Consider the following 15,184-nt stretch of genomic DNA (forward strand, 5'->3'; position numbering starts at 1 on the left):
AAACTCATGGATGTAGAAATATTAGCCCGAATACAATTTGCCTTCACGGTTGCCTTTCATTATATCTACCCGCCACTCAGCATTGGGCTGGGGCTAATTATGGTCATCATGGAAGGGATGTACCTGCGCACCGGCGATAAAATGTACGAGCAAATGACCCGGTTTTGGGCGAGGATTTTTGCCCTCACCTTCGGAATCGGGGTCGCGACAGGTATTGTGATGGAGTTTGAATTTGGGACCAACTGGGCGACCTACTCCCGATATGTGGGCGATGTATTTGGCAGTGCGCTGGCAGCCGAAGGGATTTTTGCCTTTGCATTGGAAAGCGGCTTTCTCGGAATATTAATATTTGGCTGGAATAAGGTAAGTCCACGGGTGCATTTTATTGCAACTTTGGGCGTATGGCTGGGTTCAATGTTTTCAGCGGTATGGATCGTAGTGGCAAACAGCTGGCAGCAGACACCGGCAGGGTTTCACGTAGTAGGCGAAGGAATGAATGCCCGGGCAGAAATCACGGATTTTTGGGCCATGGTATTTAATCCCTCCAGCGTGGAGCGGCTGCTCCACGTCTGGATCGGCGCATTCCTCGCCGGGGCATTTCTGGTGATGAGTGTGCACGCCTGGTATATACTCAAAAACCGCTATGTACCCCTTTCGAAACGCGCATTTTCCATTGCACTGGTTGTTGCGGTCATTGCCTCGCTTTCCCAGCTCGTCACCGGGCACGAATCAGCTTCGGGCGTAGCCCGCAACCAGCCCGCCAAACTCGCCGCGCTGGAAGGCCACTTCGACAGCCTCGCTGTCGCAGATCTCTACCTGCTGGGCTGGGTGGATAAGGAGTCGCAGACAGTTACCGGATTGAAAATCCCGGGGGGACTTACGTTCCTTATCAACTTCGATTTTGAAACACCTGTCCCCGGCCTTAACAGTTTCCCTCCGGAAAACCGCCCTCCGGCAATCAATGCCGTATTCCAGTTTTATCATTTGATGGTCATGATTGGCATGGCGCTTATCGGACTATCGCTGCTGGGAGTATTTATGCTCTGGCGGGGTAAATTGTTTGAAACCCCCTGGTTGATGCGGGCATTTGTATTTGCCGTATTTTTGCCTCAACTAGCCAATCAGTTTGGCTGGTACACTGCCGAGATGGGGCGCCAGCCCTGGGTGGTGTACGGTTTGCTGCGCACGTCTGAGGCATTTTCGCAGGTTGTGACCGCAGGGCAAATTGTATTTTCACTGATCCTATTTACCCTGATTTACGCCTTGTTGCTGGTGCTGTTTCTCTATCTGCTCAACAAAAAAATTGTTCATGGTCCTTACGAAGAGGATCATACATCCCATAGTCCGACCCTGGAGGGGATGGCAGAAGCATTCGAACAAAAAAATTAAAAGGTAAAATGGAAACATTTCTCGGTATAGATTATCCTACGTTATGGTTTCTGGTTATCGGAGGCCTGTTTTCGGGTTATGGCATTCTCGACGGATTTGACCTTGGCGCCGGAGCCTGGCATTTATTTCTTCGCAAGGAAGAAAGCCGGCGAATTGCCCTCAATGCAGTCGGCCCGGTATGGGATGGCAATGAGGTTTGGCTGGTGATTGGTGGCGGGGCATTGTTTGCCGGTTTTCCTATCGTGTATGCCTCAGTATTGTCGGCGATGTATATTCCGTTTATCCTTTTTCTGGTTTTCCTGATTTTCAGGGCGGTTTCGATTGAGTTTCGGAGCAAGGAGCCGATGTTGTGGTGGCGAAAAATGTGGGACATCAGTTACAGCGTTTCGAGTATCATGTTGGCGGTATTGCTGGGAGTGGTTTTGGGAAATGTATTGCAGGGAATGCCCATTGGCAAAAACACAGAACTGGAAGGGAGCTGGCTGGCGTTTCTGAATCCGTATGCGTTTATGGTAGGAATCACGACCCTGGCGCTGTTTATGATGCACGGAGCGATTTACCTGACCATGAAGACGGAGGGCAGGCTGTTCGCCAAGTTTACCATTCTGTTGCGGAATTCGATCATATTTTTTGTCGTGAGTTTTGCGATCACGACCATTTACACATTGATTTATTTCCCCCATTTGTCAGACCGGCTGAAGGAAACGCCGTTGTTGTTTATCATACCACTGGCAGCTTTTCTGAGCATCGCGAATATCCCGAGGCTTGCCACGAAGCGGAAGTATATGGCAGCATTTTTATTTTCCTGCCTGACATTGAGCCTGATGCTGATCGTTGTTGCGATAGAATTGTACCCCAATCTTATCCTGTCCACGATCGACCCGGCGTACAGCCTGACGGTTTACAATGCTGCGGCATCACAAAAGTCCCTGTCCATCATGCTGATCATCGCCGCGATTGGCGCGCCATTGGTGCTTTCCTATACAGCGTTTGTGTTTTGGACTTTCCGTGGAAAAGTGAAGCTGGATGAGAGTAGTTATTGAGGGGGGAGGCTTTAAAAACCATCGGCCACCATACTGACTTTTGGTCATAATTCAATTGAGGAAACAACCCCACGAACAACAATAAATAGCTTCGATCCGTTTACAGAAATGATTATCTTTACCTGGTCTAATTGTTGACTGTTGTAATATAAATAGGTGGAAATGAGTGCGCTAAAAGAGAGGTATGTTAATCCGCTAACTGATTTTGGGTTCAAGAAATTATTTGGCACTGAACCCAATAAGAGTTTATTAATTGACTTTCTCAACCAAATATTGCCGGCACGACATCAGATTAAGGACCTTAGCTATGCAAATTCCGAACAATTGGGATCTCATGATCTGGATCGAAAAGCTATATTTGATTTGTATTGTTTAGGGGAATCGGGAGAGCGATTTATCGTAGAGATTCAGAAAGCGAAGCAGAATTTTTTTAAAGACCGTAGTATTTACTATTCATCCTTTCCGATTCAGGAACAGGCGAAGAAAGGCGATTGGGATTACCGCTTAGATCCGGTTTATACAGTAGGCATTCTTGATTTCATTTTTGAGGATCATAAAAAGGAGGAAGAATTACTGCATATAGTAGAATTAAAGAACCAACGCTGTGAGGTTTTTTATGACAAATTGAAGTTTATCTATATTGAATTACCCAAATTCACCAAGCAGGAGGATGAGTTATCCTCTCATTTTGATAAATGGCTATATGTATTCCGCCACTTAGCGAAGTTAAATAACAGGCCAAAAGCTTTGCAAGAAAAAGTCTTTGGAAAATTATTTGAAGCCGCTGAGATCGCCCGTTTTACGCCTGAAGAAAAAGAGGCGTATGAGGAAAGTTTGAAATATTATCGGGACTTAAAAAATGTAGTGGATACTTCTAAAGAAGAGGGCAAGATTGAGGGCAAGATCGAAGGCAAGATCGAAGGCAAGATTGAGGGCAAGATCGAAGGCAAGATCGAAGTTGCTATAGAATTAAAAAGAAATAATGTAGCTATTGATATTATCATTAAGTCGACAGGGTTATCTAAAGAAGAAATTGAGAATTTGTAGAAAACAAAATACCCTGTTGGTCAAAGTCTGTTCATCAAACTAAGCCTGGTACTTTTAAAAAAGTGAAACTTACTGATATTTAATTGATATCCCGAAAGTCAAAAGTGCTCACACTACTGATTTTCATCCGTGCTGGATTGGCAGTTGAAAAATAAGTAAACAGGCCCAGATCTTTTTCCGAAGAACTGAATTTTAGATTTTCCATCGGAATTTTTTCATTGGTTCCTTCATTCATATCAGAAAGACGCGTTTTGACCAGCAATCCCTTTCCGCCAATGGGGTCGCCACCTGAAGAAACACCAGAGAAAATATATTGGATAATTTCAGGTGAACGACTGTTTCCTACTTTACACACCCAATGGAGTTGTTTGTCCTGGTCAGAACGAAGCAGTACAAACAAACACCCCTGCCTGATTTCAGGTACCCCTTCAAATTTCCTCACTTTTCCCCGCATTTCTACCACATAATGTTTTCCATTGTGGTGAATCTTCACAGGTGATTTTAGCAGGTCTGGCTGCCCTGAGTTACACATTACATAGCAGTAATACATTCCCTTAAGGCTTTCCAACTGGTCATCGGGCTTGGGTTTTTGATTTTCCCTGCTGGCAAGCCAATCCTGAACGCCCTCATAACCAGCAAATCGAACCAATTTTTCCACATATTCAACATTGAGCCCATAAGTGGTTTCATCTGCCTTTAATGCCCGATTAATTCTAAGATGCAGGTACTCATAGAGGTAACGTTGAGATATTTCGGGTGTACCGGGGACTGTGTTTTCAATAACCTGACTGAGCAGGCCACATTTGGAATACGTGAGCGGGAGACTGACTTCCGCTTCTTCGGAAAGGGTAAACCTCAATTCAAGAATATCTTTCAAAGAAAACTGCATAGATAAAGAAGTCGGAGAAAGTATAAATAATTATTTCTAATGAAAATAACGCAAAACTGTGTCAAAGTAATGAATATCTAAGTATGAACGGCCCCCTTTGTGAGCGAAGTTTGTAAGGTTCTTGTGTTGCGCATACACATTTGATTAGTGGTTACCGATCCCGGGCAGGTAGCCCATAACCCTAAATCATTAAATCATGACTTACAACTTTGCCACTACCTGGCCAGGGTCGGGTAATTATTTCCCCAATTTGGGACGGTATCTGATTTGTGCATGTATATGCCTTATGTTGTTTCCGGGTTCGGCCCGGGCGGATGGGGTAATCATTATTATTGAAGATTTGATTGGATATGCAAATAGTAGCGGACTAACAATTTGCGAAGGTAGTTCGTTTCCTGATGCGGGTTTTTCGCTTTCTCCCAACCCGGGGACGACTCAGGTAAGAGTGGCAGTGCCTTCTGTTGATAGTCTGGTATCGGTTAGCATTCTTAATTTGTCTGGAGAGACATTATATGAGATCACCAGCTTCCAATCATCTACTACTGTAAGCCTTGAACCTGGTACTTATATTTTTCGGGTGATTTTGGAAGATGGTTGTGCTACGAGACTCTGGGTAATGCAGGCCTGATGTATGTTTAAGTGAAGACTTTGTGCCGCCCGGCTATGAATGTTGCAGGGCGGCTATTTTATTTTGTATTTCACCAATCAGCCAGGAGTGGGCGTAAAAGGGTTTCTGCGTATTTGCCTTAATCAGCAACGCTTCAAGTTTTTTGACTCTGACCCCTAAGTTCACATCGCTCTCTGCTTCTGCCAGTTTTCGGAGAAGGTTATAAAATACCAGGTAGGCATGTCTGCGGCCCTCGCTGATATCTTTTTTTCGCTTCAGAGATCGAATATTTGCGTCAACCTTGCTTTGGAAAAATTCAAACTCTTTATAGTTATGAACATCCGTAGTCAGGTATCTCGCTCTTATTTCAAGTGCTTTAGCAGCTACATCTATATTGGGGGAACGAAATTTTTTGTTGTGAAGAACTTTTTGGGCTTCCAGTGCGTTTCCCTGGGCTAAAAGGAGATCCGCCTGGCTGTAGTGAATCACATCTTCCGGTTGCTCCTTTTCCGGATCGAGAAACTTCGAAAAGTTTTCTATATGTTTTTCTGCTTCGTCATAAAGCCCCAATATGATACAGGTTTTCTGTAAATTTCTGTAATGGGAAGCGGGAAGCTTCTGGTCTATAAATAGCAGTTTCGTTTCTAATCCCCAAAGGTACAGTTGGTAGAGCATATTTAATTTCCCGTGACTTTCTTCCTGATTGAGATAGCGGATATAATGATTGGTAATCAGATTATAAAGGTTGGTCATGGGGATATGATGAATATGATTATATCCCTGCTTCAGTAAGGAGATCAGTGCCTGCTGCCCGGTGTCATTGAGTTTTTCCCCGATGAGGAGGTAGGTCTGGTAAAGCAGTTTCAATAACAGGCTGCTATGATTTTCTTTTGAGAGAACAAATCCGAGAAAAGTATCTGCCAGATCATCGGTTAATAATTCTCCGGAAACACGTTCATAGTTGATTTTCATCAGTATAAGCTGAAGTTTTTCCTCGGCTATCCATTGATTAAAGGAGTCGATAATATCCTGTTCGCTTTGGTTATCAGGAATAGCACCTCTTTTGACGAGCAATTGTTTTTTTAATTGGTAGATTTCATAGAGGTATCCTTGAATGCGAACATGCGTTCCGACATCCTTTTTCAGTGCTTTTTCTACCTTTTTAAACTCTTTCAAAAAAAGATCGTGCAGGTTCCGATCCAGTAGGGCCTTCAGATAAGCTACGGATAAAGCATATTTTTCAGGCTTCAGTTGGGAAATAGCGAGAAATGTGCTGAGTTTTTCCAGCATCAGATTGCGGATTTCCCGCACTTTATTATCGTTGTAGGGCTGGTTGGGGAAAAGATAGTGGAAGTGTTCACGGACATTACCTCCTTTTTCCAGAATCAGCTCCAGGTAAACAATGAGTTTATGGGGATTTTGTTTTTGGGCCAGGGTTTCGGAGGAATTTTCCCTAAGCTCATAAAAAAGCCAGAGGCGGAAATCTTCCCTCTCTGAGTCCGAAAGCGAATGGTACAATGTAAGAACCTTCAAAACAATTGTGCTTTAATTTTTATCAGCAGACAATTTTGCAGGCAGATCAACAATTCAAATGTTTTATGCACTCAAAATAGCGCTTTATGCCTCAATTTCCAAGATAATGGAGATTTTCGGGGGAGAAATTTTTCCAACAATTACAAAAATGTGGTGCTAAATGCATGTTGATTTATTGCGATTTTGTCTTGAGAGAAAAAAGAAGATAGAGAGTAATCATATACCATGCTGTGGCCGGTTCTCGGACAGGGATGGAAGTGGACCGGCCTGGTGTGGTGAGTGGCGCACCCGAATTAATGCCACAAAACCGTCAATAAGACAAAATGCCAAAATTAAACACCTATGAATATTAAAAGTCTTGTCGCCATAGTTGTGTTGGGTTTTTCCATACTAGGCTGGTCGGCCTGGTTAATATTTGCTCTGATAGCTCTTAGTGGATATTGAATCTATTAAAAGGATAGTATTTATTTTTCTTCGCATTGAAAAAAGTATTAATGGGAAAACAGAGATTGGTTATTCTACCTATGCAAGCGTCAATAAATTTGCAATAAAATCAAAATAGAAAAGTCCCAAGCATGAGCTACGCGCGCCATAAATTCGCCCACTGCTCGTCATGGTGTGCAGCTCGGGTGTTGGGCCACATAAAAAAAGAAAACAATGGAAAAAGTCAAAAAACCGAAAAAGAAAGTGCCAAAAATTGTCAACGGCAATTACAATTGTATGTCTTGCACATGTAGTGACTTTAATGAAAGTTTGACAAGTAATGTTTGTACATGTGGGCATTCATTTTATGACCATAGATTTTATCAAAATCAAAGTGAAGAAAAAAATAAAATTCAATTATAATTATTATGAATGATGACTTAGATAGCATGAATGGTGATTTAGCTAACATGAATAGTGATTTAGTTAGCATGAATGGTGATTTTGTTGGCATGAATGACAACTTAGTTGACATGTTGATTACTAGGCTTGTTTCAAATGAACAGGTTAGAAGAGGACAACTGATAAACCAGCAAGCCCAATGGGAATTTGAGCAATACATGGAGTATTGGAGGTTTCTTACCCAAGATGAACTTAGACAAAGGGAATATGAAAGAAGAATCACAGAACACATCCTTAGAAATCAATTGCAAAAAGATTTACAAACCGAATTAGATATCAAAAGATTAAGATTTCAGAAATATGGGTCCTCATACTCATCTACAGAATGGCTCAAGGCACAAGGATACAGCAGAAGTAGCCGACATTTGTTTGTTGTCTTTAGTGTTCATTTTAATGATTCGACCATACCTAATCCAATGTATTTCTTGAAAGATAGGTTAAAAGAGCAGAACAAAGACTTTGAACAGAAAAAATCACTATTAATTCTTGATACGGCTGAAGGGTTTGGTACGAGCTCTGAAGCTGCAATGTTTTATAATAGAGAATTTATTTTTAAACCCGCTATTATTGTTTACGGACTTCTCTCTGGAAACTACCTCAGATTTTATGCAACGTTTGGCGGTGTTCTTGAAAATCAGGTCAAAATAGAATACGTTAATGATGATGATATTCAAATAAGTATAGAACCTGAAAATATTACCTTAGGAGAAATTCCGATAAGCATAATAGAGAAGATATCCTCAGCTTCAAACGAGTTGCAAAAGGGGAAAGAAAAAACCGACAGTGTTGTTGACTACGTCATTAACTCTCAACTCCAGTTACTAATTGATTATGCATTAATTTGGATTACCAATAAAGAAAACAAAATTTGGGATAATGTAAGGAGCAAGAAAAAAAATCGAATAAAAGAAATATCAGATGAAGTGCCAGAACTTGGAGAAAAATTAAAAGAATTTGACGAATTAATAAATCGTCGAAGCATTGAAATTGAAAAAATAAGTCGCTCTCGTACATACAAGGATGACAAAAACAGTAATCCTTTCTTATAAACTCAAGAAAAACAAAATCAATGAATTCATTTAAAATAACAATACTTGGTGCTCAAAACTCTGGAAAAACTTGTTACATGTATGCGATGTATAAAATAATGAGTGAAGGCAGAGACGGATTCACTTTTACAGCATGTCAGCCATATTCATTAGAACTGGATAAAGATGCTCATAATGAGCTACTTAAAGGATGGCAAATAATTTCTCAAAAAAAAGAATGGGTGCCAGGTACAATTGGCTCGGGCAAGAACTATAATTTTTCATTTAATTATGCTGGGAAAAGTTTAATTAGTTTTGAGTACTTAGATTACAGAGGATCTGCCTTAAAAGACGGAAAAGATTCAAAAGATTACCAAACTTTGTTATCAAATCTTTCTAATTCGCAAGTAATAATGTGGTGTGTTCCAGGTCAGTATTGGAAAGACCAGGATGAGGACGAATACTCTAATATTGATTTGGAAATTTCAAATATCAATGCACTTCTTGCAGATTTAAAAAGTAAGAGAGACAAAGATAAGAAGCCTGTTCCTCCCGTAATTCTTCTTATTACAAAATATGACCAATGCAAGAATGTACCAAGTGATAATCTGCAAAGATTAATAAAGTCAAAACTGAACATCTTATTTACCAAAGAAGGGGATTGGCTTGTTACTATTATGAAATCTACTCTCGGTTTTGATTTGTCGGAATTTGATAATGATTTAGAAAAAGCCACAATTAAGCCAAAATGGATTATGGAACCAATAGCCTTTGCCATTTACTTTGTATTTGAACAACTGAAAAAAGCGTTTTCTGAAGATATTAGTTATCATAGTAGGGAGGCAGATCGTTACAAAGGCAGTTTTCTTGGCATAAAAGATTGGTGGTTTTCAGAAGAAATAGAACACCATGAATTAAGAGAGAAAAAAGCATCAGATGAAATTGATTTCATCAAAAAATACGCACCCCTTGTAAAAGAAACTTTTTTCCCCAAAGATTCTGCGTATTTCTACTTCAAAGGCAAAAAATTAAAATTAGAACAATTGGAGTCTTTAATTTCTGGCAATAAAACAGATATGTGAAAAATTTGTTAATCTAAAAAATATAACAATGTCGCAGCCCAAAAAAATTAACGCAGCTCCATTCGTGTTGAGTAGAACAAACTCAATCGATTATAGAATTTTATCAATGCCAAATTCATTGAAGTCAACCGCCAATGATATCAGGCAATTAATTGAAATAAATTTTTTAAGCTCTCCAAACAGCCTTTACGATGAAGAGACTCAATTTCGTTGGACTATTTTTCAATTCAATAAAGTTTTATTTATTGGGTTAGTTGGACTTGCTCATAATATCTCAGATGTTAACAACCGGTGTAACGAGGGGACAAGACCCTTCTATGTTTATTTGGGGTATGTTATCGAGAATGTGTCAAATGAAAGCGTAATCGAATATTTTCCATTTTCTGTTGACACATTCAGGAATTTATACTTGTATATTAATTCGAAGTGGGACGAAGTAGTTGAATCAGAACCTTATTCGTCAGAAACCATAATTTTAGAATCTAAACCAATTAGTACCATTGAACAAATAAAAATTAGGATTGAAGAAGACTGGACTCTCATATATCCCGACAGTAAAATGGAGGCTATTTGGCAAAATATATTGAGTAATCCCCCTGAAAATAATTTTATTGTATGTTTGGGAATGGCTACGGAAGAGGATGCGCTTCAATCTACTATGGCTACGAAAGAGGATGTGCTTCAATCTACTATAAATATTGCTACTATTCCCGCGAAAAACTATCATTACGAAGAAATACCATATGCCTTTAAAAAAATAAAAAAAGAAGAACTGCCAGAAGAAGCTAAACCTATTATTGAGGAGAAATTAGATAAATTTCCAGAAAAAAGAGTGTTTGAAAAAGCAAAAGAAAAGACTGTAGCTTTTTTAGGTTTCGGAACTGTAATAACTCTCGCTGGTGCTATATTGAAATCAGTTTACATAGTTGTCATCGGAGGCTCAATTATAGTAATAGGAGGTTCTTTAACTGCAATAGATAACTTCCTAAAAAAAGATAAAGAAGAAGAAAAACACCGCCCCAAAAAGCGCCCAAATCATAAAGATAAGCCTCCTCCTCCTGATTTAGGTGAATAGCAAATAGGACGCAATTCAAATTGTCGCGGTGAACGGAAAGGTTCCTCCTCCTTAGGTCGTCGAGTCTGAAAGGACTCCTTCGGAGATGACGGTTTGTCATGAGAAAAACCGCTTCTCCGGCCGGAGAAGAGCGTTTCTGGTAGGATGCCACCTCACCCTGACGACCAACGGAAGGAAGGGTCTATTGCTTTTGCGACAATTTGGTTTGCTCCCAATTATACCTTAACATGAAATTCTCCAAAGAGTTCAGGTCATTTCGGAGAACAGGAAAATGCCTTTCATGTAAAAAATTCCATCTGATCCTTTCTTCCACTTTTCTACTGAGCGGGAAGTGGTTTGCGGAAAAGCGAAAAAAGGTAATCTCCTATTTCTATTACAAGCACTATGTGGAATTCCGACAGACAGTGCTGGATTTTTTCCGCATTCCTCTTTCCAGCAAGTATAACTGCTCCGCAATCTGCTAATACTCATACCTGTAACCGTTATAAGCAACAAATAAAACCATGCCTCTTGTTGAGGAGAGTATAAATGAAATCAAATTTATCCTAATGAAACAGTTTACACCAAGCTTCATACGAGCACTCTTACTATTAACGCTAACTGCCCTGCTATGCCGACACTCTGCTCAGGCACAAAACTGGAGCGAAATCATCAAAGTCACCGCTTCCGACCGGGAAAGTGAGGATCGGTTCGGCTACTCGGTAGCCATCTCCGGGGACTACGCCATAGTAGGGGCTTATGAAGAAGATGAAGACGCCTTGGGCGGGAACACCCTTGACGGTGCCGGTTCGGCCTACCTCTTTCACAACCAGGCCGGAACCTGGACCCAGGTGCAAAAGATTGTCGCCTCCGATCGGGATGCTGGGGATCGGTTCGGCTACTCGGTAGCTATCTCCGGTGACTATGCTGTGGTAGGGGCTTATAATGAAGATGAAGACGCCTTGGGCGGGAATTCCCAAACCAGTGCCGGTTCGGCCTATATCTTTCACAACCAGGCCGGTACCTGGACCCAGATGCAAAAGATTGTCGCCCCCGACCGAAAGGCTTTTGATTGGTTCGGCTACTCGGTAGCCATCTCGGGGGACTATGCCGTGGTGGGGGCTCAAAGAGAAGGTGATGACATCTTGAGTGGTAGTGCTATACTCAGTTCCGGTTCGGCCTACATCTTCTATAACCAGGCCGGAACCTGGACCCAGGTGCAAAAAATTGTCGCATCCGATCGGGCACCTTCAGATTTCTTCGGCTACTCGGTAGCCATCTCCGGGGACTATGTTGTGGTAGGGGCTGATAGCGAAGATGAAGATGCTTCTGGCGGGAATACCCTTGACCGTGCCGGTTCGGCATACCTCTTTTACAACCAGGCCGGGACCTGGACCCAGGTGCAAAAGATTGTCGCCTCCGATCGGGAAACTACAGATTTTTTCGGATCCTCGGTAGCCATCTCCGGGGACTATGTCTTGGTAGGGGCTTATAACGAAGATCAAGATGCCTTGGGCGGGAACACCCTTGACGGTGCCGGTTCGGCCTACCTCTTTCACAACCAGGCCGGAACCTGGACCCAGGTGCAAAAGATTGTCGCCTCCGATCGGGATGCTTTTGATTCTTTCGGATCCTCGGTAGCCATCTCCGGAGACTATGCCCTGGTAGGGGCTCCCCGGAAAGATGAATACACCTCGGGCGGGAATTCTCTCCCCAGTGCTGGATCAGCCTACATCTTTCACAACCAGGTCGGGATATGGACCCAGGTGCAAAAGATTAATGCCTCCGACCTAAACACTGAGGATCGGTTCGGCATCTCAGTAGCTATCTCCGGGGACTATGCCTTGGTGGGAGCTCATCGGGAAGATGAAGACGCCTCGGGCGGGAATTCCTTATCCAATTCCGGTTCGGCTTATTTTTGGGGGAAGTCCTGTACCAATACTGCCGGAACAGACCTCCAAACTGCTTGCGACAGCTACACCTGGATTGATGGTAATACCTATACGGCATCCAATAACACAGCTACACATACACTAATCAATGCCGCAGGATGCGACAGTCTGGTAACGTTAGATTTGACAATAAACACAATAGATGTAAATGTAACCGACAGTAGCCCTACTCTGACAGCCAATGCTTTGGGAGCTACTTATCAGTGGCTGGATTGCGACAACGGCTATGCTGCTATTGCAGGAGCAACTAACCAATCCTTCCTCGCTACGGCTGATGGGAATTACGCTGTGGCGGTAACAGCCAATAATTGTACAGATACTTCGGCTTGTTACTCAGTAGTAATCACGGGCATTGTCGAAAATGGAAATACTGCTTTTGCCTCAGTTTATCCGAATCCAACCTCAGGCATACTAACCATTGACCTTGGCAACACGCCTCTCACGGGAGGCATCACCATAGAGTTGACCGATATGCTTGGCAGGGTGGTTATCCGAGATCAGGTATCTGTGCCTCATATTGAGGTGGACTTACGTAAGGAGGAAAATGGGGTGTATGTCATTCGCATTATAACTGAAGCAGGCGCACATGCCTTACGCGTGATTAAGCAGTAAACAATCACCATTAAAACCAAATTAAGTAGAGAACCAGATGGGATTCATGCATAAAAACCTGCGAGTTATAAACTGAGTTTTTTTAACCACGAAAGGGGAATCAAAAAAGTAAAGTCTGGTTAACCCCTCACCACATTCAATACCACCATCTGCGTCAGCAGCCCTCCCGCTGATTGCCTGCCCGATATGGGAAATCGCATGGATTTTCCTTCCCTGATAACGTCCAGTACAACCTGGGCCTTGTCTGATTTGCCAAGGATAGATGAAATTTCGGAAGGCTCATTTACCCTGATGCCATCCAGAGCAACGATGACATCCCCGACTTTTATGCCTGATTTTTCGAGGTTTCCACCTTCGTCTGTACCCAATACCATAATCCCCAGACTGCCCTGATAGGTTGCCGGGTTTTCAATCCTGTAGATGGAAACACGGGCATATAACTGCTGAAGCGGGCTCAATTCTGTGTTTTTCAACGCCTGTCGAAAATAATAAGCCGATGCCTGTCCATCACATTCGATAAACGAAAAGGCCGCTCTCTCAAACAACTCCGCCGGATCTGTAATGCTGTTGTCTAAAGTCTGTTTTTTCAGGTTTTCATACTCTCCCTCCGTAAGGCTGTCAGGTAGTCCGGTAAGTTTGCGCAGGTAAACCAGGTAGGGATCGGTGATCTGTCGTTTGATTTCGCGTTTTTGGGCATCTTCCATTATTCCGGTTTCTCTACTTAGCAATTCTGTTTTCTGCTGGTAAAGGGTAGAGAGAACCTGATTCCATTCCTGAAACGTAAGTTTACCCTCTGGAAGTGGCAGGTCGAGCTGAAGTGCGCGGAACTGATCTTCAGGGAAACCGGGATCCGCTTCGGGCAACTGGATGTACTTCAGGGTAGCTTCAACCAATGCCCGTTTACCTTCCACGATTTTCATGTCCCGGAAATATTTTGCCCTCGCGGCTCTTTCTGTGTCGCTGATATGATCCAATCGCTGGAGATACAGCAATTGGTCCTGATACTCCGAGATTTGCATGTCAATGTCCTCGAAAAACCGATAGACAAAATCAACGCCTTCCTTGACTTTAGGCTGAAAAACCAGATCTTTATTCAGCACTTCGTACTGTCGGCGGTTGATAGGCCACTTTCTTCGGTACATTTGGATATTTTCCTCGTACTGGCGAAAGCTATGAAGTGCACGCTGCTGAAAGCCTTCTTCAATTTCATTGATTTTTTTGGTGCCCCAATATGGCGCTGGATTATCTTCTTCCAACATCCAAAGCAGGGAACTATAGTTAGAGAAGAGATTCTTCATTTCTTCATGGATAGAGTTCCATGCACCCTGAAAATGCTCATCGGCTCCTGGATTAATAATAAGATCTCTACCAGAATTATATTGGTTTCCAATATAAGTGCTCCCCCCCACAAACAACCCGATTACCAGCCCTATCAGACCTGTTCTCTTTTGATTTGAAGCAAATCGCCGAACGCTGGACCATAAAGTTCCTGACCTCCTGGAAACCGGATTTCCACGGACAATGGACACGATTTTTTCTACAATTTCTTCTGTTGGTAGTTCCGAGGAAATGGCAAACCGGTCTGCCATCATGGGTGAAGATTTTCTTACTTCACTTTCTGTTACGCCATGCCAGATAGGAATAATTCTGGACTGACCTACCGTTTCAACTCCGTAAAATGCCGCATATTCATCTCTCGTCCATTTATGCTCTAAATAGGCTAGACTGATAATCGCCACACAATATGCTGACCGAGAAATAGCTGCATCAATCTCCCCCATTAGCTTATTCCCAGGTTTTAGTTTATATCCTGAATACCAAACCTTTAGGTCAGTTTGTGATAATGCCTCTACAAATGCTTCTGTAAAATGCTGCTTATCTTCTACTGCGTGAGAGATAAATACATCGAACTCAAATTTCTCTTCCCGAAACGGATTTTTCATATTAATAAAGACTTTCTCAAAGCAGAAGATGCTTCTAAAAATAGTTTTTTTTGAGAAAACAGCCAAAGCCCAACCAGCTACCTACAACAAAAAATGCGATCCCGCTAACAGAATTGATTA

11 protein-coding genes are annotated in these 15,184 nt (G+C 42.3%); 8 read left to right on the top strand and 3 right to left on the bottom strand.

Going from position 1 to position 15,184, the window contains the following annotated elements:
- Window positions 1–6: 6 nt before the first annotated feature.
- The 3 genes from R3D00_24615 (at window position 7) to R3D00_24625 (ending at window position 3,479) form a co-directional block, all read left to right on the top strand.
- Window positions 7–1,389 (top strand): cytochrome ubiquinol oxidase subunit I, encoded by a 1,383-nt coding sequence (locus R3D00_24615; GenBank protein ID MEZ4776381.1) that lies wholly within the window; start codon window positions 7–9, stop codon window positions 1,387–1,389.
- A gap of 8 nt (window positions 1,390–1,397) precedes the next feature.
- Window positions 1,398–2,432 carry a cytochrome d ubiquinol oxidase subunit II gene (cydB, locus tag R3D00_24620; protein MEZ4776382.1) on the top strand — a complete coding sequence of 345 codons (1,035 nt, stop codon included), beginning with the start codon at window positions 1,398–1,400 and terminating at the stop codon, window positions 2,430–2,432.
- A 162-nt stretch (window positions 2,433–2,594) separates the two neighbouring features.
- Window positions 2,595–3,479, top strand: a complete 885-nt coding sequence (locus R3D00_24625) for an Rpn family recombination-promoting nuclease/putative transposase (protein ID MEZ4776383.1) — start codon at window positions 2,595–2,597, stop codon at window positions 3,477–3,479.
- 79 nt (window positions 3,480–3,558) lie between these two features.
- Here R3D00_24625 and R3D00_24630 read toward each other — a convergent pair whose 3' ends face one another.
- Complete coding sequence (locus tag R3D00_24630; GenBank protein MEZ4776384.1) at window positions 3,559–4,368, bottom strand: hypothetical protein; 810 nt, start codon at window positions 4,366–4,368, stop codon at window positions 3,559–3,561.
- A 196-nt stretch (window positions 4,369–4,564) separates the two neighbouring features.
- Here R3D00_24630 and R3D00_24635 point away from each other — a divergent pair, with 196 nt between their 5' ends.
- Window positions 4,565–4,996 (top strand): T9SS type A sorting domain-containing protein, encoded by a 432-nt coding sequence (locus R3D00_24635; GenBank protein MEZ4776385.1) that lies wholly within the window; start codon window positions 4,565–4,567, stop codon window positions 4,994–4,996.
- Window positions 4,997–5,029: 33 nt separating this feature from the next.
- Here the strand turns inward: R3D00_24635 and R3D00_24640 are convergent, their stop codons facing one another.
- On the bottom strand, window positions 5,030–6,508 hold the full coding sequence (locus R3D00_24640; GenBank protein MEZ4776386.1) for a hypothetical protein: 1,479 nt from the start codon (window positions 6,506–6,508) through the stop codon (window positions 5,030–5,032).
- A gap of 851 nt (window positions 6,509–7,359) precedes the next feature.
- Between R3D00_24640 and R3D00_24645 the strand changes: the two genes are divergently transcribed.
- From R3D00_24645 to R3D00_24660, 4 genes are all read left to right on the top strand, one after another.
- A complete protein-coding gene (locus R3D00_24645) occupies window positions 7,360–8,442 on the top strand; it encodes a hypothetical protein (protein MEZ4776387.1) in 1,083 nt (360 codons plus the stop codon).
- A gap of 20 nt (window positions 8,443–8,462) precedes the next feature.
- Window positions 8,463–9,503, top strand: a complete 1,041-nt coding sequence (locus R3D00_24650) for a hypothetical protein (GenBank protein ID MEZ4776388.1) — start codon at window positions 8,463–8,465, stop codon at window positions 9,501–9,503.
- 28 nt (window positions 9,504–9,531) lie between these two features.
- A complete protein-coding gene (locus tag R3D00_24655; protein MEZ4776389.1) occupies window positions 9,532–10,578 on the top strand; it encodes a hypothetical protein in 1,047 nt (348 codons plus the stop codon).
- Between the two features lie 548 nt (window positions 10,579–11,126).
- Window positions 11,127–13,121, top strand: a complete 1,995-nt coding sequence (locus R3D00_24660) for a T9SS type A sorting domain-containing protein (GenBank protein MEZ4776390.1) — start codon at window positions 11,127–11,129, stop codon at window positions 13,119–13,121.
- Between the two features lie 119 nt (window positions 13,122–13,240).
- Here the strand turns inward: R3D00_24660 and R3D00_24665 are convergent, their stop codons facing one another.
- Window positions 13,241–15,064: a TIR domain-containing protein gene (locus R3D00_24665; protein MEZ4776391.1), complete on the bottom strand. Its 1,824-nt coding sequence runs from the start codon at window positions 15,062–15,064 to the stop codon at window positions 13,241–13,243.
- Between the last annotated feature and the right edge of the window lie 120 nt (window positions 15,065–15,184).

Source organism: Bacteroidia bacterium (genome assembly GCA_041391665.1).
GTDB lineage: Bacteria > Bacteroidota > Bacteroidia > J057 > J057 > JAGQVA01.

What these genes read in the sequence shown, in the direction of transcription:
- R3D00_24615 (MEZ4776381.1), top strand. Translation starts at nt 7, where the DNA reads ATGGATGTAGAAATATTAGCCCGAATACAATTTGCCTTCACGGTTGCC.
- cydB (MEZ4776382.1), top strand. Translation starts at nt 1,398, where the DNA reads ATGGAAACATTTCTCGGTATAGATTATCCTACGTTATGGTTTCTGGTT.
- R3D00_24625 (MEZ4776383.1), top strand. Translation starts at nt 2,595, where the DNA reads ATGAGTGCGCTAAAAGAGAGGTATGTTAATCCGCTAACTGATTTTGGG.
- R3D00_24630 (MEZ4776384.1), bottom strand. Translation starts at nt 4,368, where the DNA reads ATGCAGTTTTCTTTGAAAGATATTCTTGAATTGAGGTTTACCCTTTCC.
- R3D00_24635 (MEZ4776385.1), top strand. Translation starts at nt 4,565, where the DNA reads ATGACTTACAACTTTGCCACTACCTGGCCAGGGTCGGGTAATTATTTC.
- R3D00_24645 (MEZ4776387.1), top strand. Translation starts at nt 7,360, where the DNA reads ATGAATGATGACTTAGATAGCATGAATGGTGATTTAGCTAACATGAAT.
- R3D00_24650 (MEZ4776388.1), top strand. Translation starts at nt 8,463, where the DNA reads ATGAATTCATTTAAAATAACAATACTTGGTGCTCAAAACTCTGGAAAA.
- R3D00_24655 (MEZ4776389.1), top strand. Translation starts at nt 9,532, where the DNA reads ATGTCGCAGCCCAAAAAAATTAACGCAGCTCCATTCGTGTTGAGTAGA.
- R3D00_24660 (MEZ4776390.1), top strand. Translation starts at nt 11,127, where the DNA reads ATGAAACAGTTTACACCAAGCTTCATACGAGCACTCTTACTATTAACG.
- R3D00_24665 (MEZ4776391.1), bottom strand. Translation starts at nt 15,064, where the DNA reads ATGAAAAATCCGTTTCGGGAAGAGAAATTTGAGTTCGATGTATTTATC.